This window comes from uncultured Tateyamaria sp., assembly GCF_947503415.1.
Taxonomy (GTDB): domain Bacteria; phylum Pseudomonadota; class Alphaproteobacteria; order Rhodobacterales; family Rhodobacteraceae; genus Tateyamaria.
Map to the genome: position 1 here is coordinate 635,551 of NZ_CANNDS010000001.1, position 22,229 is coordinate 657,779.

The window sequence follows — 22,229 nt, forward strand, 5'->3', positions numbered from 1 at the left end:
ACGTTACGCTAGCATCGGGGCAGATTGCACAACCTGTCAAGGCTTAAGTTACCCGTAACGTAAAGTGACAAAAAACGTGGAAAAAAGCAGCAAGAACAATAAGGTAAGCCTGTCTCAGGTGGCGCGCGCCGCAGGAGTGTCAAAGATGACGGCAAGCCGTGTTTTGCGCGGTGAGGGCGGATATTCCGAGAACACCCGCGTCAAGGTGATGGAGCAGGTCGACACCCTGGGCTACCTGCCGAATCGTCTGGCCACGGTTTTCGCAGGTGATCAGGCTTCGACCTTCATCGGCGTATCGATCCCCGACCTCGGGAACGAGGTGTTCGCCCAAGTGCTCGAAGGCATTGACCGCAAGCTGGGCACCTTCGGTTATCAGTCCGTTTTGGGCCTCACCCAGCACACGTTGGAGGAGGAGGAAAACTGGATCAGAACGGTTCTGTCCTGGCAGCCCGCGGGCCTGATACTGACCGGTCGCTATCACTCACCGCGCGCTACCGACATGCTGCGGAATGCGGGCATCCCGGTGGTGGAAATCTGGGACCTGAACGCCGCGCCCCTCGACATGAGCGTGGGCATCAACCATTTCGACAGCGGCTTTGACATGGGCCGCTATTTGACGTCACTCGACTATCAGAACATCGGCTACGTGGGCACATCCCACGACACGGCAAACGCCGCGACCGAGCGGTTGAACGGCTTTTGCAAGGCGGTCGAAGGCGCAGGTGGCGCGGTGGTCAAACAGCTCTGCCTGCACGATACGGCAACGTATTACCCGGGCTTCTACGGCACCGAACAGTTGCTCGCCGCGGCGCGTGATATCGAATGCATCTTCTACCAGAACGACGCGATGGCCTTTGGCGGGCTGCAATATTGCGCGGCCAAGGGCCTGTCCGTGCCCGGCGACATCGGCATCGCAGGCTGGGGCGACCTGCCCATCGCATCGGTGATGAACCGAAGGCTCACGTCTTGCCACGTGTCACATCTGAAGCTCGGCCAGACGGCCGCAGAGATGATGATGGGGCGGCTGACGGACGAACCGGTGCCGACCTGCACGGATATTGGCTTTAGGTTGATCCCGGGATCGACGGTGCGGAACAGTGCGATTTAGCGCCTGATCCCGCCGTCGTCGTAGGCAAATGGCGCGTTCGGCATGCAAGGCGAATGTCGGGTTTGAGCCCAAGGCGGTCATTGCGTTTTCTCGCTGCGCGCGCTCGAAGCGAAAAAAAGCGGCCTGAGCGAAATCAGCCATGCCGCCGAGCGGCAGGACAAGGGCCATTGGTACGGCCCGTAGCATGGATCAAACGGCAATTCAAAGCGAAACATGATATCTCGAACCTGGTTGTGTTGTTTCTGCATCGCCGCCAAAGTCAGCAAACGGGGATCATGCTCGAGGGTGACGAATTGACTATGTCGACAAAGGGACCATTCGCCAAACTACGTAGCCTTAACTTCGTTGGACGAACTCCAGAAGTCGACGCGTTTGTCCGCGCTTTGGACTCGGTTCAACGGCACGACGAACATCGGATTATCAATTGGTTCGCCCCAGATGGGTATGGAAAGAGTACGCTACGCAGAAAACTCGAAGAACATGTTGAGAAAAGCAAAGCAGCTTCTATCTGTGCGTTGGATTTCGAACACGACCGGCATAGATCGCACGTTGAGTGGCTGCTTCGCATTCGCGAGAGATTTGGAAAAGACAAAAGGATAGATTTTTCAACGTTTGACTTTGTATTTGCTCGGTACTTTGCTCTTACAAGACCAGATGAAGATGTTCGCGAAGCATACCCACGGATATTTGCAAACGGTAGCAGCCCTATTGTCGAAGACCTATTCAGCTGGGCCGATGAAGGGCTTGGAGTTCTGATTGGCGGAGCCTCTACTATCCTGCCCGGACTAAACCTACTCTACAAGTACGGATCAAGACTTAAAGGCGCTCTCGCTGATTGGTGGAGGACCAAGTCGGTCAAAGAGCAGCTAGAGGGCATCGATGACGTAGAGGTCGCTGAATTGGAGAACGCACTACCCAGCATTCTTGCTTATGACATTCAGAGATCTCAGACCAAAAAGGATCGACCTCGAATTGTACTCTTTCTTGATGCATACGAGGTGGTTTCGGGCAGCGGACGTATGATTGCTCGGAATCCATATGACAGTTGGTTTCGGAATTTGGTAGAGCTCCTGCCGGGCTGTTTAGTAGTCATTTTTGGGCGATTGTATATTTGACAAACCCAAGCGCTCAGGCGTAGGTTGAATCTCTTTTCATTAAGGAGATTCGAGGAATGTCAGACCAGATCAACATCACGTTTGAATGCAAGAACTGTGGGGCTAAGCCTGCTACGCTGGAATTGCCCGACGACCACACCGACAACGACATTGCCAAGTGCAAAGGGTGCGGTTTCGAGTTTGGGCCTTACGGAGAGATTAAAGTCAAGGCCATGGAGATGGCAAAGGCTGAGGTCAGCGGAATGGTCAAGGCTGCCTTCAAGGGATTGAAGGGTTTCAAGATCAAATGAAAAGCCGCTCACTTCCGCCATAGGTATCATGATACCCCATCAACTGGGGTAACTCAACACCTCACCCGCCCTTCTTGGCGTCCGGCTTCTGCTTCACCAGCTTGCCCAGCTTGGCGTTGAACTTCGCTTCGTCGTCGTCCGCTTCTAACTCGCGGGCGGCTTCTTTGAAGCGGTCTAGTTGGGATTTTTCTTTTTCCATAAACGCAAGATAGTCGCAAACGGCAGACAAAAAAAGAGGCGACCCGTGGGCCACCTCAGTTAGGTTTCATACAGATACCCACCATCAGACCGCTAACGCATAGCCTGACAGCGCCCCATCACCGTCTCAGCTTACGCTGGGTGACTGCGCCAGTGAGCACATACGTACTCCAAGCGGCCACGGCGGATACGATGATATGCGTTAACAAACACGTTCTTCATGCCCCATTCTCCAGTTAAGAAGGGTTTCCCTTGAAATGGGGCAGAACTCTTGTCATATTGCGATTGTTGAAGCCGCGTTTGACATGGGGTCCTGCCCCGGTGAAATGCACCTCGAAAGTCGATCCTTGTGGGTCGGCTTTCTTGCTTCCCCCCTACGGTCAGATCAAACGATCCGGGTGCGCTGCCGCAGGGGCAGAGCCAGTCTCTGCATCGAATCCTCACTACATCTTGGGGGATCTGAAACAGAATCCCCATGATCGACACAATACACCGCCTCACGTGCCCGTCAACAGTCATCAGTAATTTAAATTGCTGTTACTGAGTAACCGTGCTATCAACCTTTCAGTCAAGTGGAGATTGATATGGCCGGAAAACCTATTCGCAGCCCTGCATACCCCAGCATGTCCCTTGAGGACGCTGTGGGCGCAGTTGAAAAAATCGAAGCCCAGTATCGTGGTTCGCCTGTGGATCGGGAGGACGGGGCCAAATTGCTTGGCTACTCGGGGGCAACAGGACCGGCAAACAAGGCCTTGGCTGCGTTGGCATCCTACGGCTTGGTGGAGCGGGCAGGGAAGGGAATGATGCGGGTAACAAGTCGCGCCCGCTCAATTATTCACCCAGACAACGACGCAGATCGCAATGAAGAACTGGCGCAAGCTGCGTTGGAGCCAAAGCTGTTTAAGGAGTTAAGGGATAGGTTCGAGGACATAGCGGTTCCACCTATGGATGGCGTCGTGACCTATCTGAATCGTGAGGGCTTTAATCCGACCGCAGTTGGACCTGCGGCCAAGGCTTTCATCAACACTATGCAGTTCATTCAGTCACGGGGCGAAAGCGAAAGTCATGTTCCTGACGATTCAGTTGACGCAGAATTGGGACCACCGGGCAAAGCGTTCGGTGGTGCAGCGGTTGGCGATTTCGTTCAGTGGGAAAGCCAAGGCGCACTCCAATTTGAGACACCCCAACGCGTCCGCGCTGTTTCCGAAGACGGTAACTGGATTGCGGTTGAGGGAAGCGAAACAGGGATACCCATGAACCAAATTACCGTAGAGCAAACTGCGCCGCCCAAGCCACCAGCGTTCCCAAGTGAAGCGCCTTCTTTTGAGAATCCTACCGCCGCGAAAGGTTTTTCAGAGTGGTTTCGCGCCAAGGTCGGCGCAGACAAACTTGTCACTATCAACTTCAAAGGCGAAGGCGAAATTGGGCCAAAAGAAATAGAAAAGATGATCCGCGTTCTTGAGGCGCAAAAGCTAGCACTTGAAGATTAACCGAACCGTTCAGAATATTTCAGGGCGGGGCATCAGCCCCGCCCTTTTGTTCGCTTAGTCAGGTCTTGCGTATGTCAACCGCTTCCCTACCACCCCGCGCAACGCGACGTTACCGCGCTCAGCATCATCCACACCATTCGCAACCCGGTTGTTGTAACGGAAGTCAAACTCCGCAGCATAACGGTGCAGGTGCTGCTTACCGCAGTGCTGGTAAACGCCCTTCATGCCGCGCTTGAAGATGCTGTAGAAGCCCTCAACCGTGTTGGTGTGGATTTCGCTATCCTGATAATCGACGTACTGGCCCGCACTGTGATTGGTCCAACCGTGGGCGTCAAACACCTGACCTGCGCCGATACCCTGGTACTGGCGGGCTTCGTCGGTCATAACATACGCCTCTTTGGCGATGTTCTCTTGCAGGATCGGGATAAGCGTAGACTTCTTGAGGTCGTCCACAACGATAGACTTGGCGCGCTTGGTGGTGCGATCCACCAGCGTGACCATCTTCATCTTGTGAGAACCGCCGCGAGCCTTGGGGTGCTTAACCACGCCCGGTTCTTTGCCTATGAAAGTTTCGTCTACTTCTACAATGCCGCCGTCCCCACCAAAGCCAGCCAGTGCGCCGTCACGCATACACTCACGGATGCGGTGCGTCAGGAACCATGCGCTCTTGTAGGTGATGCCCAGAACGCGGTGCAGTTGGTGGCTGCTGATACCTTTCTTGCTGGATACCATCAGGTGAATGGCTTGCAGCCACAGGTGCAGCGGAAGGTGGCTTTCCTCAAAGATCGTGCCTTTGCGCACCGTGAACTGACCACGGCAATCGCGACACTTCCACAGGCCAAAGCGCTCTTTGCCCTCTGGGTTCTTCTTAGAGGGCTTCGTGCGGACGCCTTCCAGCTTATAGGCGCTATCTACAACGCCACAGTGAGGGCAGACAGGGCCATCAGCCCACAGCATCGCTTCAACGTGGGCAAACGCCGCTGCTTCGTCGTGCATGTATGGGGCGGAAAGAACGGACATTGGATTAACCTCTGATTTGTTGAGTTTAATCTAACCCTTAGCCGTGGGTTTGTCAAATATATAATCGCCCATTTTTGGGCGAGAACCTCTTCGATGGGGTTTCTACGATAAGCTATTTCTAGACGTCATAGATTCTCGGCGACTTCCAGAGATCAATGTGACAGCGTCTGCCGAACTCTTGGAGCAATACGACGTCACAGATCCTGCAATTCGGAGCAAGATCATATTGAGCTGCCAAGGTATACCATACGCGTTGATACTGGCTGGCGAGTATTATCTATCATTGGCTCAGACTACGGCCAATCCCTCACTTGAGCTATTCGGCAACACCCCCGATGAAGTTGTTGATCGGTTCATTGACCATTTGAATGAAAACTCCATCAACGCAATCAGGCTAGCCTCCTACCCCCAGTTGCTCGAAGAACAACTTTTCCAAGAAATCTTTGAAGGGTTTTTTGGAGGTTCAGCGCTTCCTGATTGGAACAGGCTTTCTCAGAGTAGTTTGATGTCTCCGCATGTGCCCGGATTTTTCACTATGATGCCGGTGCTTAAGGCAGAGATCCAATCACGCGAAAAGAAATTCAATCCAGATATTTTTAGGAAAATCCATGAATTTCTGTCATAAGTAAGCTTGAACAAGGCAGAGGCGAAAAGGAAAGAAGGCGATCTTCGCTATGCATTAGCCTATGTCAAATCGGCGATTTACTCTCTTCCTAGCGACTTAGATTCTGGGAATAGCGCAGTTCCTTTAAAGCTTGAACTAGCGAAGATTCAGATTGGAAGAGGTGACCTTATGAGTGCTCATAGGACTCTTGAGCAAATTGTAGATTCAACGACCTCCTCAACATCGGTTTGCACCGAAAAGCTACCGGGTACCTTGGAGTACTCAATGTCTTGAAGGGGAACTTGAGTGCCGCCGAAATCCTTCTAAAAAGGGCCCGAAATGCTGAGGAGGTAGACCTCTATTTGCGCAGCAACATGTTCCTGTCGATCTGGCAAGCCAAAATTCGAAGCCTCCAAGACTGTTCCAATGAGGCCGAGGTAATGCTTCGAAGTCTATGTTCGCAAGCAAAGGCAAAAAAATACTGGGACTTGTATGTCAAGGCTATGATAGCCTTGGGTCATTCTCTCGTCGAACGAGATGAATACGATGAGGCCGCCACTCATTTTCAAGCCGCCTTAAAAGCGGCGGATCAAACTGAGAGAGCTGATCTCGATATTGAGGCTAAGACTGGGCATGCGCTATGCCTACTAAAACTGGGTCAGCAAAAGAATGCAGGTTACCTCATAATAAAAGCAATGACTCGGGCGCAACAGGGTGGTCTGGGGCTTCTTCGCGCTAATGCAATGGTTGCCTACGCTGACATTTTGGTCTCCAGAGATCAAGAAGAGGAAGCAGTTCGGATACTCCAACACGCGTCCAAAGAAGCTCAAAGTTGCGGCTATATGATCACTTGTGCTCAGATACAGAAGCGACTGAAGCAACTACATGTTCTACCTGACAAACCTTCTAACGAGAGAATTCGCACAGATCGGCTTGGCACCGACCGAGAGAATCCGTGACGACGGTTCTAGCGTCGGGCGAGTTGCCAAAACTGCTTCAGCTCAATGAGACAGATTTGCAGAGCGTCGCCAAGCAGTTATATGAGTTTCGTTAAATTTTCGCCTGGTAATGGCCGAGGTCAGCGATACTGGCTGCCTTGCAACAGAGGTCCCGCTGTACTTGCGAATGTATGCCGCGTCAGCGAAGAACAGAGAACGAATATCGCAGAGCCCCGCTCCTTTCTAGTCTGACCCGGTTGCGGCGAAAGTGCGTTATCGGATCAGGCGAAATCGACCCCCGCTGACGACCGCAATGACGTCAAGCGCTGCGCTGCATCAAAAGTCGTGCCGCATGTGCGAACGAATGCTGCGTCAGCGAAGCTCGAAAATCCGAAGACGGGTTTGTCCCGCAGATCACCAGTTCGTTTTCGGTAGCATTTCGCTTGTGCAGCGAATGACAGCTTCGACGGGCCGCGTTGCAGCAACGGGGGGCCGTGACGAAGGGCCTGTGTGGATGGCTCCTGCATTGCAAGATATTTGTGCGAGTTTTCGATGGTCTGTCAGTACAGTCGTGTGTTCGGCCTGTTTGTGTGGCATTTGCCACTGGCCCTGATGAGTTCCGCGAGCAAGGTTCCTATCGGCTAAACGACCTCTGGGGCCGCGACATTGGTCGGAGTGTCCTTACTCTTGGTTGACTTCGTTTCGCATCATCACATCAAGCGTCTTGCATCCCGCGGCAGGATCAAACGATCGGCTGCCGGTATTCCTCTCGTTTCGTCAGTAATGCCCAAATGATCCGGGCGGATTTGTTCGCCATGGCGACCGTCGCCAGCCGGAAGGGCTTTTCGTCGAGCAGCTTGGCGGTCCAGGTGTCCGCCTTCTCGGGCTTGTTCTTGGCCATGAGGGCACGTGAGGTCATTCCGATGATCAAGAGCTTTCGAATGTATCTGTCGCCCTTCTTGGTGATGCGCCCGAGACGTTCCTTGCCGCCGCTGGATTTGTTGAGCGGCGTCAGACCCAGCCACGCGGCCAAGTCGCGCCAGGTCTCAAACTGTTTCGCATCACCAATTGTTGCGACGATGGCCGACGCGGTGATCGGTCCGACCCCAGGCATGCGCATTAGCCGTCGCGCATCGACATCCAGCCACGCGTGCTTTTCGATCAGTTTGGTCAGTCCATCGACTCTCGCATTGAGGCCATTCAGTTGATGGCACATCACGCCGAGAATGCCGTCCGCGATCTCGGGCATTGCCAATTGATCTTCGGTGCAGTGCTCTCTGGCAAACTTAGACACAGCCTCAATGCCCGTCGGCAGGATATGTCCAAACTCTCGGAGAATGCTGCGGATCATATTCACGACCTGAGTACGTTGTCGGACGACTAGATCCCGCGCTCGGTGGATAGCGAGGACTGCCTGCTGATCCTCTGACTTGATCTCGACGAACCGCATCGTCGGGCGACGCACAGCTTCGCAGATCGCCTCGGCATCTGCCGCGTCTGTCTTGCCACGCTTCACATAGGGTTTGACATAGGCTGCTGGCATAAGCCGAACGTCATGACCGAGTTCGCGCAACTTCCGTCCCCAGTGATGGGATGATCCGCAAGCCTCCATCCCAACCACACAGCGCGGTAATGTTTCGAAGAAGGAAATCAGTTTCGCGCGTTTGATTTTCTTGTTGATGATCTTGCGCCCCGTCGCAGAAACGCAGTGCACCTGGAAAACGTCCTTGGCCATCCCTCTCATTGATTGCTTTGCAATCAACTGCCGGTCAATGATCCAGGCCCACAGTTTTTACTGTCATTGGGTGGCTCCTTACCTAGCAGTCGATGACAACTGCACTTTGGCACGTTCGATGCCGGTGGAGCAGGAGCCATCCACCTCATCCGCAAAGGGCCGCATTTTGATGAGCCAATTCGTGACGTTTTAACGACCTCAGCGATCGCACGAGCATCCTCGAGCTCAACGCCTAGAAGGCTGCGCAAACGTCACTCTTCGGACTACATGTCACAAGAAAACTCACAGCATACTTGGCACGACGAGGACGAAAGCCCAAGTCGCAAGTAACACAATCCGGTGAGGACTGAAACGTTCACTCATAGCCTGTGTGTGCCTTAGGGCGGTGCACATACTATGAACTAGGTGATGCCGACTAGGCTCGTTGCGCGAGCCAAAATGCTAACAGCAGGCTTTATGTTCAAGGGCGAAGTGCCTGACTGTAGTCCAGACACACCAAAGGCATCATCGAATGTCGCGATATCGTCCGCGAGTGCCTGCGCCTCTTTGTACCGGCCCAGATGCGCGTTCGAAGCGAACAGGTATTTTTTTGTGGCATTGAACTTGGGATTCGCTTTGAGCGCGCGTTCTCCAAACGCCCGCGCACGTTGGAAGTCGCCGCAGGTCGTAAGGCAGGCGCAAAACACTGCATCCATAAACGACTCGTACAAGGAACTGCCGGGCAATGTGCGGGCGCGGTCCATACACCTAGAGGCCTCTTCTGACCTTCCCGCGCGCAGCAGGGCAAGCGCCAGAAACGCCAGATTCAACTTGTTGTCTGGTTGCAATTCGACCGACCGCTGCGCGTGCTCCACCGCCAGACCGTTGTCCTGCAAAAACAAACTGAAAGCATGTGACGCAACCAGGTTTGCCATCGAACTATTTGGCGACAACTCAAGCGCGCGCCGGACGTCGTGACGTACCAGATCCTTTGTTACGCAGTCATACCCTTCCATTCGCTCACCGTATTGCAACATCCGCGCACAGTTTCTGAGTGAGATGTTGATGGCAGACGGTTCAATGGCAATTGCTCGGTCGATAGTGAGATTCACGTCTGAAATAGGTCTGGAACCCGGGATGAATAAGCCGTCCAGAACATCGGACATCTGCATGTCACTCTGCCATTTTGTATTGTTTTTCCCACCATGAGCATAACCGATGAGAAACTCCAAAAGGATGGCACACACGTCGTCGAAATAGGAGAACACCTTTTGCGAAGAAATATCGCAAGAGAACTTCGGATTAACCCAGATCGCTGTATTGTTCGGGTCTCTCAGAACAATCTGAAACTCGAGTGAGCGTTGCGACACGTAAGCCGACAAACTGACAGAATGCGTCCCGCGAAATGGAGCGGCCGATCGGCCGGTGTGACGTGAGTCGACAACCTCCCAATAGTCGAATTGGAACAACGATCGGACCAGCGTGTCAGCAAGTCTGTTGACGTTGTGGGCCGCGATTTCACTTGCGAAGTTGGGAGCATGGATCACGCGCGCAACCGTGGGCGTGATTTCGATACGAAGCTTGGGCACAGGGGCGCTCTCACGCCTCGTACCGTCAAAGACCTCGCCTTGCCCCGGTGTGGCCAAGAGTTTTTGGGACTTCTTATTTCGATCTAGTCCACCGTCAAAGTCGGATGACGCACGACCACGCAATTCCCCCAACCAGGCATCGAAGGCAGGTGAATCGAAGACATCCAGCCCATCCAGCAAAACGTTCTGGCAAAGCCCATGGTCGGGTGGATTTTGCACGTCGAAACGTGACAGGTCCAACTCCACGATACGCCGGTCACTTTTGATTGGCGCGTCCGGGTCTCTTCCCAATGCGTTCTTGAGCCCGACCAGCTCTTTGCCCAGGCTATTGCGTTGTTGCAAATGCGACCTTGTGCTCCACAACAGGTTTCTGAGCTTTGACCGCATGCAAAATCCATGTGGCGACAACAGCAGAATTGCCAGGATTGCCTCTGACTTCCTGCTTGCAAATTTGACGCGGCTTCCATCTGAACGCACAACGCGAAATGGGCCGACAAGGTGGACCACGAACTTCGTCACCCAGCTATTTCCCAATCAAGTCTCAAATCATCGGCGGACATGATTCTTAATGCCTCGCGCCGACAAAGGTACACCCGGGCACGAAATTAACGAATAGGTAATGGAAAGGTAACGGAAGCCACATTGCGTGGATTGGCACATTCCGCCTCAACTGAACGGACAATTAGATCAATACGTTCACTGGGGGAATTCTATGAAAGTCTATCCACAATACATCGAAAATCAGGCTTGTTGCTGCGGTCACAAAAACACCTCAAACCTTGTGCGGTGCCCGGAAGACTGTTCGCCTTCTGAGGGTGGAACCGGAAACATCCCAAGCAATCCCGGTGGCCATATTGGCCAACATATTCGCGAGCATATTCATATACATGACGGCATCGCCGACCACATCCATGTCAGTGAGCAGCCCGAAAAAGCAGGCTCTGAATCTGTGCGGATGGTTGGTCAGGGACGTTACAGTGGGCAAGACAGGTTCGCCGATATTGAAATCCGAGTCGACCATGAGCTCGGCATTGTCAGCGGCGACATTTTCAGGACCGATCGACAGGATCGCACCTGGGTGACGTCCTTTCGCACTCAGCCCGGTGAAATACTGGAAGCCGGGCGGCGTCTTGATATCGTAGTTGTTGATCGGCATTCGGAAAGCGGCCACGGACAGCTTCTTTTTTCACAGGACGCCAGCGTTTTGCGCGTGACGCTGACGCTTGATGCGCAACTGGACAGCCTGCCCTTCAGGCGTGAGTTCGGGTTCTATCTCGAAAAGACCGGAGACGCCTTTCGCCGACTTGGTATCGAAGTGGAGCTTGAGCACGGCGTAGCACCCGTGTCGCACGTTGATTTCAATGGGGTCGAATACACATTCGAAGACGTCATGAAGAACGCTGGATTTGACGTTGAATCTGTCGGTCGGACCAATGTGCTTCCCCTCCCGCCAAAAGACGGGTGGAGCGAAAAATCGCTCGAAACCGTGATGCACGACCTCGCACAAAGCGACACAAGCCGCCCCAATTTCGATCTGCGTATGTTGTGCATCTCGTACATGAACCGCAAAAACGTTCTGGGGGTGATGTTTGACATCGACGGCGAAATGCAACGTCAAGGATTTGCCGTTTGCCAGAGTGCGTTGAAAAACCGCAAAGACATTCCCGACGACCGCCGCGCCGTAAAGACCCTGCAAACGGCCGTGCACGAAGCCGGGCATGCCCTTAACCTTGCACATCGGTTTGAACGCGAAGTTGGACGCGCTGACAGCCTGTCACCCATGAACTACGATTGGAAATACCGTGGTGGCGGACAGATCGACGCGTTCTGGCGGGACTTTCAGTTCAAATTTGACAAAGACGAACTGGCATTCATGCGCCACGGCAGTTTCAGAGATGTCGTGCCCGGCGGTGCCGCATTTCACTCGGTACGCTACTGGGCGGATGGTAACGGCGGCTATTCGCCTTACGTGCCCCAGGCACCATTGCATGGCTGGGATTTGAAACTTCATGCACCAATCCACAATGTGATGCACTTCGGGCAACCGGTTACCGTCGGTCTGGAGCTGACCAACATGACAGGGCGACCGCAGGCCGTACCCAGCTTCCTGCTTGATCAAAAGGCGGGGTTCGTCCAGTTCCTGATCGAGCGTGAAGGCAGCGGTCAACACCAGCATTTTCACCCAATCACGCATCGGTGCTACGATCTTGGTGCACCAAATGACGACCAGACGCTCCTGCCGGGGGGCGCACCGCTGACGGACAATGCAAACCTGACCTTCGGCACCAGCGGCTTCCCCTTCGCCGAACCTGGCAACTATCGCATCCGCGCCGTTCTGTCGATCTACCGCAGGGACCAGAACAACGACGTGTTCGAGCAGGTGACACTGTCAAACGCCATTCGCCTTCGCGTGTCGATGCCGCAGACGCGCGACGAAGAACGGGATGCGTTCAACCTGTTGCAGCCACATATCGGCCAGTACTTCGCCTTCGGTGGCTTGCAACGGCTGCAAACTGCCGAAGACACATTGCTTGAGATCGCGGAGCGCCGTGATCGCACAAAATCCGGCGTCGTACGCGATCCGATTGCCGCGCATATTCACAGATGCGCCGGATTCAATGCCGGACGCATGTACCTGCGGCACATCAACGGCGAGTTTCTGCGCCAGGAAGCAGACCAAGCGCGCGCCAAAAGCCACTTTGACCGGCTCGACGCGGAAAGCCTGAAATGCGTGGACGAGATAACGCGTCAGGCGACGATGACACACATCAACGCCGCCAGCTGATCCTTCAAATTCCGGAGAAATGAAATGGAACTGACACCTTGGGGGGTTCTCCCCGCCGAAAGACATGGACACGCCGAAGAAGCTTCGATGAGCGGTTGGCCGAAAAACAAAAGCTGGGAAAAATACATCAATGACAGAACGGAAGAATTTGCGGAATACCTGTGGCCGAAGTGGGACCCGGTCAACCGCAAATGGGAAGGCGCAGCGGCGGACAAGATGCACGAAGCAACCAAGGCAGAGCTCGAGATTTGCGTGCGAGAGCTGCACCAACAGGACATTTTGCAGGCGTTTCCCAACACGCACGCAGCGTCGCGCTTGTCGCCCAAAAATCATCTTTGGCATTACCGCGTCGAAGACTTCATCGGCTACGATGACACCGGCATCGCGCATCCACCACAGGAATACGGTTACGACACCGCGACAGCGACGCGGCCCTTCTCCAACATCGTGCGTTATGACCCGGACCAGAATGCGGATGATATCTGGGAAGTGTTCTGCGACCTGAACGGGAGCAAGGTCAAAGGAACATTCCAGTTCAAGCTCACGTTCCAGCGCCCGCGCCCCTACACCGCAACCATGATCCTGGGCGTTGACGGCGTCAAACATCACACCGCGACCCGGCATATTCACACCGGCGGGCATCCCGCGTTCCCAAGCGGCCACTGCTTGCAAGGCCTTCTGATTAGCGGCGGGTTGATTCACCAGCAGGCCGAACGGCTTGGCCTGGGTGCGGTGAATGTGGACGCCATCATGCAATACGGCGTCGATTTCGGAGACCGGCGCGTCTTTGCGGGTGTGCACTATCCCACGGACAACATCGCCTCTTGGGTGAATGCCGTGCTGCTGTCAGGCGAACTTTTTGACGACAACAAGGCAACCCAGGCCCGCATCAAACACGCGATCAGAACGCATAGCCGTGTGTACAAGGTGATCAACCGACACTACCGCGACATCGACGTTCTCAAACCAGCCGTTGCCTACATGGACAAGCACATTTGATCACAGGTGCGTCAATGGAAAGCAACTCAAACCGGATGCGATGTACGTGCCGCGCCAAGGGCCGATGGGTCAGTGCAGTACTTGCCAGCGCCTTGTGCACAGGATGCGCGTTCTCCGAGTCAACGATGGCTGGTCAAGCTCCGAAAAAAACGTTTCGGCTTGGCGCGCCCCCTGCCTGCTCGGAGCAGGGCCAACGCACCAAAACGACCAGCGTTGGTCTCTTCGCAGGGCCGCAACTGGCCGGGCTCGGAGTGGCGCACACAGACCATCTATGCCTTCCGACCGAAAGCTGCAGTGCCGTTTTCTTTGTCGAAAACGCGCAGCAGGCCAGCCAGATCAAGGCCCTGTTCCCGGACCTGCACGCACTGTGCATCATCGAATGATTAAACAAGGAAAACAAATGACTTACCCAAAAACAGTTCCGACGACAGCGCTCCCATTTGTGTTGCTTCTTGGCGCTTGTGACGTTCGGGACAGTACGTCCGTCGTCTTTGTACAACGTCACACGCTGGGGATATCCCTCGCCCAATCAGAGACAACGCAAGCTCCCGAATTCAACCTGGGCTACAGCGATGCGAATGCGGCGGTTATGCCCGCTTTTGCCGTAGCGTCGGATGGGCGGGTTGTGAAACTCGGCGGTGAATCGGTCGTCGGCTCCACTCGTTTCCACGAAACCTATTCTGTCCTTGGGCAGTTCGAAGCCGAAGCGCCGACCAAAGTCGGGGCGAATGCCGGCTTGGGCAAATTCTTCGCAACCGGGGCGGCAGCCCAAAAGATGTCAGCCGGATTTGCGTGCGCAGTGTCCGACGGCCGGGACGTCGGACACTGCCACCCCCCTTCAGGCTCTGCTCAGCCCTAAGGCGCGAGCCATCGGTTGGCCCGAAAAACCAAGGGCCGCCGTTTTCAGCAAGCATTTGAGTGAAAAAGGAAAACGTTATGCACAAGATCATTGACACGCCATGGCGGACGACAGCTCACCTACCTGCTCTCAGGTCCGGCGGCGTGCGGACAATCATTCGATACTACAACCACAACAACTCATCGACGCTCAGTGAAAAGCGGATCGAACCTGCCGAGGCCGAGGCGATCGCACATGCAGGAATGAACCTTGCCGTGGTTTTCCAACAACGTGGTGGCGCGGGTGGGAACCTCAGCGATCTGGATGCCCAAAGCGGCCGATCCGATGCAAAACGTGCGGTCAAGCTGGCCAAACGGATTGGACAGCCGCAGGGATCGGCCATCTATTTTGCAGTCGATCACGACTATTTTCGCGCCGCTGAATTGCAGTCCATCACAGAATACTTCGCCGCCATTTCGCAGGTGATAGCCGGGGCGTATCGGATCGGTGTGTATGGGTCCGGCACAGTTGGAAAAACAGTCGTAGATGCCGGTCACGCAGATCTCATTTGGCTAGCCGCCGCCAACGGCTGGTCCGGCACGAAAGCCATGTTGCCAACCACACAATGGGCCCTGCGTCAGATTTGGCCCCCCATTGGTGCGCCATTGCCGCATGATGGCAATATCCTGTCTCCCGCTTGGAGCGATTTCGGGCAATTTGTGCCCGGCAATGGCGCGCCCGGCAGTGTGCACGACGATCCAAACGTCATGCCTCAGGAATTTGCCCTTTTGGAGGTGACAGCCGCAAGCGGCCTGAACCTTCGGCGCGGACCAGGTCCGGACTATCCCGTCGAACGCACACTCGCAGCCGGCCAGATCGTGAGCGGGCTAGGCACTTCAAACGATTGGATCAACCTCGACGTCAACGGAGACGGCCAGTCCGACGGGTACGCGCACCGTGGGTATTTGAGGGTCGCGTCAGGCGGATTCTCGGCGTTGTCAATTTGGCCGACGTCACCAACACCTGTTACGCATCCAACGCCTCCCACGCCGCCGACTTTTGCCTTTGCGGCTGATCTTCCAGCGTCGCCAACGCCCTACCAGATTGCCCAGGCAGAACTGGCCTTGGATGTGCGCGAGGTGCCCGGCCCGGGGAACAACCCAAGGATTGTGATGTACCACCGCACGACCAACGCTTGGTCAGGGACCGAAGACGCCGTTGCCTGGTGCTCTTCATTCGTGAACTATTGCGTGGAAACCGCCGGATGGACCGGAACCGACAGTCAACGCGCCCTGAACTGGCACAACTGGGGCGAGCCGGTGTCCAACGACGTCCAGGCGGGTGACATTGCCGTGTTTGAACGCGTGGGCAAAGGCGGGCATGTGGGCTTTGTGGTCAGGGACCACGAAACCCACATCGACCTGCTTTCCGGCAATTCGTCGAACCGTGTCCGCATCCAATCCTATCCAAAAGACGGACAACTCGGATCCACGCACTACAAGCTGCGCAGCATTCGCCGCGCGTGATCAACGCGCTGCGCATCAGGACCAAGCTGCGCAGCGCGCCTTCCTGCACCGCCAAACAAATGGGAACAGCAAAATGAAGCTATCAGCACTGTTGACAGTCGCCCTCCTGCTTTCAGGTTTCTCCAGCGCGGCACAGCACGCGACCTTTGCCGAACAAGGTCTAGACACCAGCCCCCAAACCGTCCCGCTCGCCGCGTTCTTCGAAAAAACCGAACCGACGGAGTTTGAGGAAAAAACCAACCCATGGGGTCACTCTTCTTTCGAAGGCGCAGATAGCGCAGCCCCGGTCGGGTCGAACAAAGGGACACAAAGGCTCGACTTTGTGCTGCAAGGATTTTCACAGTTGTCTGACGCAGCGCAAGCCACGCTCGCAGTTCCAGACAGCCTGTTCAAAAAACACAGTACTCTGCCTTACATCGACGACCCCAATCTGGACCCGACCGCGTGCTCGGACTGCGCCCCAATTCCGGTGGTGCAACCGCCAAAGTGCAAGAAAAAGTGCCCGCCCTCCCCGTTCTTTGACGTTTTCGGCTTTCGCGATTACGCCACCGCTGATGCGGCAGACATCACCCGGAGAATAGAGGCCGGTGAAATAACGACATTCTACGGAATCGGATGGGCGCTAATCGAAAACACCGAAGTCGCCCAGGCGTTTTCACTCGAGACCGGCATTGAACTGGACGGCACGTACAGTGCCGACGCGCTCGGATACTTCGCCGCGCTGACCTATATTCCCGGCAGTTTGGACAAACCGATCCCTCAGCCGAGGCCGGGTCCGACACCATTTCCTGGCGATCCATTTTTCGTGCCGGTCCAGGACACGGTTCTTGCAAACCACAGCTGGCGAGAGATCTACAAAGCGCACCTTGATGGCCGCCTAAACATCGAAGCGCAATGGGAGCTGAGAGACTGAGATGACCTGCTTTCGCCTCATCTGGTCCGCCGTCGTCCTTGCCGCAACAGCAATCACGGCCGCGGCCTGCAGCGACGCCGCGCTGCAAAACCGCGATTGGCAAGCGTATAACCAAAGCCGCTACGAAGCATGCTCGGCCGCACTGGCCGCGCTGAACGCAGCGCAGAACACGCTGAACGGCGTGACTTACGACTCAATCACCGCATCCGAAATCCGCCGGATCGGCGCACAATACGCTGCTTACGAGCGCGGCTGTTTTGAAACCATGGCCGATCTGAAATGCGCAACCTAGGACATCCTCAGGTCGCAGATTGGCGGCCTGTTTTCTGCCAAAGCAGAGGAGAAGGACACGCCGATCTGCACTGTCCTGCGCATCGACCACCGTCATGTCATGACGGCGCGCCACTGCTTGTTTGCAGAAAACATGAGCATGACCAAAACCGGTTTTCAGGTCAGCATCCTGAACGCACCAGCACAGCGGCTGACCGTTCTGGGGGAGCGGCACACCGACAAAATCCTGAACGGCAAGGCCGCGACTGATCCATGCTACGGCGATCTCGAAGACGTTGCGGTGCTAGAAGTGGCTTTTGAGGATGATGGTTTTGTCTCGGCATTGCCGGTCGCGGCCATAGAAAAAGACGCCCGTGTCCTGATCCCAGCAATCTTCACACCCGAGCTTGCGCTGCGCGACGTCGTTGAACCTGGAACATGGGCAGAAGCGTTCCGGGTCGATATCGATCCTGCGTGCAAAAACCTCGATCGCCTGCACAATTTCCAAAAGCGGTCATCGGCGCCAACCAGACGCGTACGCTCGCTCTACCAAGGCAAAAGGCGGCAAGCCTGCATTGTGACAAGCTGCCAGACCTTCAAAGGTATGAGCGGTGCGCCCATTCTCAGTTTGACCAAGGACCGTCGCCTGTTTTTGGGCGGTGTGTTTGTCGGTCAGGGCGCGTCAACGCCAAGAGTCTGCCAAGTATCCCGCAGTTGCCGCCATGATGCGCTCGACGACTACAATTTAGGGGTCAGTCTGCCCGATGGCCTGCGCCCTGTGCTCGGCAACACGCTCGAACCTCAATGAAGCTTTCTCACAAGGAATAGACCATGAAGACTTTTCTGATCTCTCTTTTACTCGCTGGCACAGCTGCCACGAGCGCCTATGCACAAATGAAAAACGCCGAACCACGCATGGCGTTTCACCTGCAGGCCGGCCCGGCAGACACATGTATTCTCGAAGAGCCTCGAGCGCCAAAGGCTTTGAATGAAAGCTTGCTCAGCATCGTGGCAACTGCAGTCGCTGGCGACATCATTGCTGGGGTGTCCTCCGCAACCGTCGGAGCGGTCAAAGCCTGGATCGCGAACCACGTTGACAAGAACGCGCCGCCCCCGGTGGTATTCGGAGGCACCGCTAACACAGCCTCTGTTGCCGTCGCCGAAGGAGAGATTAAGGTTTCCGCAGGCCTGCGCTGCATCTTGCTCATTGCAGGTGAGCGGCAAGTCGAAGCAAATCTGAGCGACAAGCAGGATGCCGACCTGGCAGCAAGATCGGCACAATACGATCCGTTCGCACAGTTTTATACGGACGAAGATGGGTGGCAGCTGTTTGATTACGGGTTCACGGATTACCCGCGTTTGCTTGCCGAATTTCATGTCGATTGGGACAGCGAAGCATTGGACTTAATGAAAATCACTCTGGCGAAACTCTATGTGCGTGAGGCGCCGCTGAAAACGGGACGCAGGGACGGCAGCCCGTTTGATGCATACATTACATTGAGCCTGACCAACGCCGCGGGCGGGAGCGAACAAGCTTTTGCGCTGGCGCTTTCAGGTTTGGAACCTGGGCGCATCTACGACGGAAACATGTTCAGCGCCTCGAGTTTTTGGCTGCCGAACCCCGCGGCGCAAACCCTCGCGGCGGAGCTGAACGCGGCCAACACTGTTCTGACCGCAGGAAAAACTCCCCTTGTCGATGCTGACAACGGAGAGATAAACATAAGCGCCGCCTACGCGCAGTCGAGAGACCCCGGCGCGTTTCTGACCTTCATGTCAACAGTCGTGAACGCGATTGAACCAACTAGCGTACAACAGGATTTAAGATCATTGATTGGGATCAGCAGCAATCAATAGCCATTCCAAACTGAAAGCATGAAGCTGGTCCTCGAAAGACGCGGTAAAGCGACGAACGGCGCTGCATCTCCTTGTTGGACTTCTTCTTGGATGAACGAGTGTAGGGCGCTGGTGTTCGATCGGAGGGCAATTTCCCGCCCATGCTTGAACTGGCCCGTTTCTCGAAAACTTGCATTTTTTGCAAAGGCATTAGTGTTTGTGGCGGTTAGATTTCTGGCACAGCAATGTGCGCTGTCGTAAGCCTCCACACCGATTGCGGAAGGTTTCAACATGTCAAAATGCAACATCCATTGCGCCGCGTTGCAGCGATAGCTATGCCGCTCGTAGGAACACATGCTGCGTCGGCGAAACCTCAAATCCAATGTCAGCTTGGTCCGCGTCGGTGGTGTCCGTGTCGGCCGCGGCGAAAGTACGGTAACGGCTCCGCTTGAAATCATGCCTGCGAATGGCCGGTCTGAAGATACTGCCGCAATGCAGTGGATCACCTGCTGCGAGTGCGAACGAATGCTGCGTCAGCAATAGCCGCGCCCGCATAAGGCCGCTTTGTCCCGCAGACTGTGAGTTCGGACCAATCCATATATTGCGGTCGCAGCGAATATCGGCTGTGCGGGCTGCGAGCGCAGTATCTTGACGGTGGGACAAAGGTCGGCAATGGGCCGTCCACAGCCCGGGAAATACTCCAGTTGAAGTTGATACTACACCGCATCTGACGGCTGCGAAGAACCCATTTCAACGGGCGCTGCACAGCGAATGAATGTCAGTTTCTTTCGGAAATGGGGTAATCAGCGTCATCGAAGCACAGCGAACGGTGGTCTTAGGATTCTTTTACCAATGATGAATAGAAGCTGTTCCGCAAGAATGCGGAGGTTCCATGCAACACGTTTTCGGCGACTTCGTCAGGAATGGCGGCAGCGGTCAGTACGATTTCATCCGGAGGGATGGCCATATTATCGGTCGCCGCTCGGGATTGTCACTGAAATCGCCCTTTCCAAACTATTCCGCTTTACGGGCCGATTTTGGTGAACGCCTCGATCAGGTGATTTCCGCAAACACCCGGATGCTCCTGAACGCGCTGACACCACCTGACACCGTTCCAACTGTCACCGAAGCCGATCTACGAGATGTGTCGGACGCATAGGCAGAGGCGCTTGATGTATGGACTTGCGCCTTGAGAGCATTTTCAGCCAATACTAAAATCATTCGCAGCGACTGCGTCCACTTCGAACCGCGATGGAAGAACACCTTCTGCGTGCCTTCGGAGGGCTGATCAACCAGCTCCGGCAAGAAGACCTCGCGATTGTGCAGTACATCTGGCGCTCGCGGGATGACGCCAAAGTGCGAGACAGCCACGCTACACATGATGACCGAGTTTTCCGTTGGGATGATCCGCCGGAAGGTGGGCATCCAGGCGAAGCACACAATTGCCGTTGCTACGCTGAGCCTGTTTTGCCCGGCGTCCAGAGCAATGTAGTGCTTGTCGATTTTGCCCCCGCGGCAGGTAGTGTCCCTGCTCTCGATCCGCCTGACGCGATACGTGGCTGGCGCGCGCTGACCGGCGTTGGCGCGGCGCTTCTTGCGTCCGATGCGCTGCAAGACTGGACGGACGCTATGCGGGATCGGCGCGTAGATGAGGCAACCGCGCGACTAGGGGTGGATGTGACAACCATCGAAGGCCGTCTGGCCGCAACAGCTTATGCCCTTGTGCAAGAAGGGATCAGTAGCGGCGGGTATCCGGTTCTACCCAAAGACCCGGAATTTGCCCGTATCGGCGCTGAAGCGGCGGCACTTTACGAGTTGTTGAACCCGGGCACCATTCTTGAGACAGGCGTTGGCGGCGACTCTGCGAGACAACGGGCCTTGCAGGATTTCATTGAAGCCGTTGGTGATGCGCTCGCACGTGGCGATTTACAGCTTCAGGCAGGCGAGCTGGCCCAGGGCTGGGTCGAGATTTTCCCTGAACTGACAGAAGATGAGCGCCGTTTGGGAGAGCTACCCGGTATCACCCCGGAACGGATCGAGCAGTGGCTTGAAACCTATCCTATCGAAGAACTGGGCCTGCCAAACAACACCGGCTCCCCCGTTCCCGGCGATCCAACGAGTAACACCATTTCAACACCAATTTCCTAGGCGACGAGGCCGAATATTGTTGCTAATGAGATTGGTAATCTTTCAATACCCGACGAACGTGATCTTCCTGATGATTTTGGTCGTCGGTCCGTTGAACTCGCTAATGAAAATGGTGTTCAGCGGCCTCGTGAAGGTCGCGCAGGTGCTAGCTATGAAGCTGCCACAGGGACTACATTGACGCGTCCCGACCCAGCGAACCCCGCCTACGATTTTTTCGATGAATCGAAGCGCGAAAGAATTGGAGTCAAAGGACCGGTCCCAAGGGTGGACGGCGCAGTTCCAGAAGAACGTTTAGATAGACTGAACGAGGCGACCATCGAGGAGGCCAATTTCCAGTCTGGCGCGGATCGAATTGTCGTTGATGCTGAAGGACTAAGCGCGACGCAAGTGGACAGGTTGCGCCAAAAACTTGAAAATCGGGTATCGTCGGATATTCCGGTGGACATAATGAGGTAAGCATGGCGAACACAGTTCTTAAATTCAAAGATCAGACAATCCGCATCAACTATCATGATTTGGCGGAGGTGTTGGCGGTGCTGAACCAAAGACTGGAAACAGCATCATTGGCCAGACAAGTCACAGAGCCTTGGTTGAACCACATCGAAGAAGGCCTCGGGTTTGTGTTGCTCGACACAAGCCTGCTGAATGTTCCCAGCGTCATTTCAGACTTCGAGACGGCACTAACCAAGCTGTCATCTGATCTACGAACGGGTGACGTTTCTCCTAACACATCGCGTTGGAACAACGTGTCAAACGATATTCGCCAGCAATCAGCCTACTTGCAGCGCATGCAGGCAGTTATCCGAGATTTGCGGAGCGCGTTGTCGCTTTCAGGGTGAGATTGGGCCACA

General features: G+C 55.2%; 23 protein-coding genes. 18 read left to right on the top strand and 5 right to left on the bottom strand.

Annotation, left to right across the window (positions count from 1 at the left end):
• Positions 1–118: 118 nt before the first annotated feature.
• The 3 genes from Q1A32_RS03040 (at position 119) to Q1A32_RS03050 (ending at position 2,513) form a co-directional block, all read left to right on the top strand.
• Positions 119–1,108, top strand: coding sequence for a LacI family DNA-binding transcriptional regulator (locus Q1A32_RS03040; RefSeq protein WP_299652740.1), 990 nt, complete (start codon positions 119–121; stop codon positions 1,106–1,108).
• Between the two features lie 167 nt (positions 1,109–1,275).
• Entirely contained in the window at positions 1,276–2,223 is a 948-nt protein-coding gene (locus tag Q1A32_RS03045; RefSeq protein WP_299649360.1) for a hypothetical protein, read from the top strand.
• A gap of 56 nt (positions 2,224–2,279) precedes the next feature.
• Complete coding sequence (locus Q1A32_RS03050; RefSeq protein WP_299649363.1) at positions 2,280–2,513, top strand: hypothetical protein; 234 nt, start codon at positions 2,280–2,282, stop codon at positions 2,511–2,513.
• A 61-nt stretch (positions 2,514–2,574) separates the two neighbouring features.
• On the opposite strand, the gene Q1A32_RS03055 is transcribed toward Q1A32_RS03050, so the two are convergent.
• Entirely contained in the window at positions 2,575–2,712 is a 138-nt protein-coding gene (locus Q1A32_RS03055) for a hypothetical protein (RefSeq protein WP_299649366.1), read from the bottom strand.
• 583 nt (positions 2,713–3,295) lie between these two features.
• On the opposite strand from Q1A32_RS03055, the gene Q1A32_RS03060 reads away from it, so the two are divergent.
• Positions 3,296–4,201 carry a hypothetical protein gene (locus Q1A32_RS03060; RefSeq protein WP_299649368.1) on the top strand — a complete coding sequence of 302 codons (906 nt, stop codon included), beginning with the start codon at positions 3,296–3,298 and terminating at the stop codon, positions 4,199–4,201.
• Between the two features lie 54 nt (positions 4,202–4,255).
• On the opposite strand, the gene Q1A32_RS03065 is transcribed toward Q1A32_RS03060, so the two are convergent.
• The gene (locus Q1A32_RS03065) at positions 4,256–5,221 is read right to left on the bottom strand and encodes an IS1595 family transposase (protein WP_299649371.1); all 966 of its coding nucleotides are present in this window, start codon (positions 5,219–5,221) and stop codon (positions 4,256–4,258) included.
• 157 nt (positions 5,222–5,378) lie between these two features.
• Here Q1A32_RS03065 and Q1A32_RS03070 point away from each other — a divergent pair, with 157 nt between their 5' ends.
• Entirely contained in the window at positions 5,379–5,846 is a 468-nt protein-coding gene (locus Q1A32_RS03070) for a hypothetical protein (RefSeq protein WP_299649374.1), read from the top strand.
• Positions 5,847–6,127: 281 nt separating this feature from the next.
• Positions 6,128–6,784 (top strand): tol-pal system YbgF family protein, encoded by a 657-nt coding sequence (locus Q1A32_RS03075; RefSeq protein WP_299649377.1) that lies wholly within the window; start codon positions 6,128–6,130, stop codon positions 6,782–6,784.
• A 721-nt stretch (positions 6,785–7,505) separates the two neighbouring features.
• On the opposite strand, the gene Q1A32_RS03080 is transcribed toward Q1A32_RS03075, so the two are convergent.
• The 3 genes from Q1A32_RS03080 to Q1A32_RS03090 all read right to left on the bottom strand — a co-directional run bounded on the left by Q1A32_RS03080 (position 7,506) and on the right by Q1A32_RS03090 (position 11,237).
• Positions 7,506–8,507: an IS110 family transposase gene (locus Q1A32_RS03080; RefSeq protein ID WP_299652743.1), complete on the bottom strand. Its 1,002-nt coding sequence runs from the start codon at positions 8,505–8,507 to the stop codon at positions 7,506–7,508.
• Between the two features lie 392 nt (positions 8,508–8,899).
• Entirely contained in the window at positions 8,900–10,585 is a 1,686-nt protein-coding gene (locus Q1A32_RS03085; protein ID WP_299649380.1) for a hypothetical protein, read from the bottom strand.
• A gap of 253 nt (positions 10,586–10,838) precedes the next feature.
• Positions 10,839–11,237, bottom strand: coding sequence for a hypothetical protein (locus Q1A32_RS03090; RefSeq protein WP_299649383.1), 399 nt, complete (start codon positions 11,235–11,237; stop codon positions 10,839–10,841).
• A gap of 33 nt (positions 11,238–11,270) precedes the next feature.
• Here Q1A32_RS03090 and Q1A32_RS03095 point away from each other — a divergent pair, with 33 nt between their 5' ends.
• The 12 genes from Q1A32_RS03095 (at position 11,271) to Q1A32_RS03150 (ending at position 22,217) form a co-directional block, all read left to right on the top strand.
• The gene (locus Q1A32_RS03095; protein ID WP_299649386.1) at positions 11,271–12,851 is read left to right on the top strand and encodes a hypothetical protein; all 1,581 of its coding nucleotides are present in this window, start codon (positions 11,271–11,273) and stop codon (positions 12,849–12,851) included.
• An 87-nt stretch (positions 12,852–12,938) separates the two neighbouring features.
• Complete coding sequence (locus Q1A32_RS03100) at positions 12,939–13,850, top strand: phosphatase PAP2 family protein (protein ID WP_299649389.1); 912 nt, start codon at positions 12,939–12,941, stop codon at positions 13,848–13,850.
• A gap of 125 nt (positions 13,851–13,975) precedes the next feature.
• Positions 13,976–14,233, top strand: a complete 258-nt coding sequence (locus tag Q1A32_RS03105; protein ID WP_299649392.1) for a hypothetical protein — start codon at positions 13,976–13,978, stop codon at positions 14,231–14,233.
• A gap of 17 nt (positions 14,234–14,250) precedes the next feature.
• The gene (locus tag Q1A32_RS03110) at positions 14,251–14,709 is read left to right on the top strand and encodes a hypothetical protein (RefSeq protein ID WP_299649395.1); all 459 of its coding nucleotides are present in this window, start codon (positions 14,251–14,253) and stop codon (positions 14,707–14,709) included.
• 77 nt (positions 14,710–14,786) lie between these two features.
• On the top strand, positions 14,787–16,214 hold the full coding sequence (locus tag Q1A32_RS03115; RefSeq protein WP_299649398.1) for a TIGR02594 family protein: 1,428 nt from the start codon (positions 14,787–14,789) through the stop codon (positions 16,212–16,214).
• Positions 16,215–16,287: 73 nt separating this feature from the next.
• Positions 16,288–17,127: a hypothetical protein gene (locus Q1A32_RS03120; protein ID WP_299649401.1), complete on the top strand. Its 840-nt coding sequence runs from the start codon at positions 16,288–16,290 to the stop codon at positions 17,125–17,127.
• A 1-nt stretch (position 17,128) separates the two neighbouring features.
• Positions 17,129–17,419, top strand: coding sequence for a hypothetical protein (locus Q1A32_RS03125; RefSeq protein ID WP_299649404.1), 291 nt, complete (start codon positions 17,129–17,131; stop codon positions 17,417–17,419).
• Between the two features lie 132 nt (positions 17,420–17,551).
• Positions 17,552–18,205: a hypothetical protein gene (locus Q1A32_RS03130; protein ID WP_299649407.1), complete on the top strand. Its 654-nt coding sequence runs from the start codon at positions 17,552–17,554 to the stop codon at positions 18,203–18,205.
• A 23-nt stretch (positions 18,206–18,228) separates the two neighbouring features.
• Positions 18,229–19,251 carry a hypothetical protein gene (locus Q1A32_RS03135; protein WP_299649410.1) on the top strand — a complete coding sequence of 341 codons (1,023 nt, stop codon included), beginning with the start codon at positions 18,229–18,231 and terminating at the stop codon, positions 19,249–19,251.
• Between the two features lie 871 nt (positions 19,252–20,122).
• Positions 20,123–20,389, top strand: coding sequence for a hypothetical protein (locus Q1A32_RS03140; protein ID WP_299649413.1), 267 nt, complete (start codon positions 20,123–20,125; stop codon positions 20,387–20,389).
• A gap of 92 nt (positions 20,390–20,481) precedes the next feature.
• Positions 20,482–21,378: a phage minor head protein gene (locus tag Q1A32_RS03145; RefSeq protein WP_299649416.1), complete on the top strand. Its 897-nt coding sequence runs from the start codon at positions 20,482–20,484 to the stop codon at positions 21,376–21,378.
• Positions 21,379–21,836: 458 nt separating this feature from the next.
• A complete protein-coding gene (locus tag Q1A32_RS03150; RefSeq protein ID WP_299649419.1) occupies positions 21,837–22,217 on the top strand; it encodes a hypothetical protein in 381 nt (126 codons plus the stop codon).
• Positions 22,218–22,229: the final 12 nt, after the last annotated feature.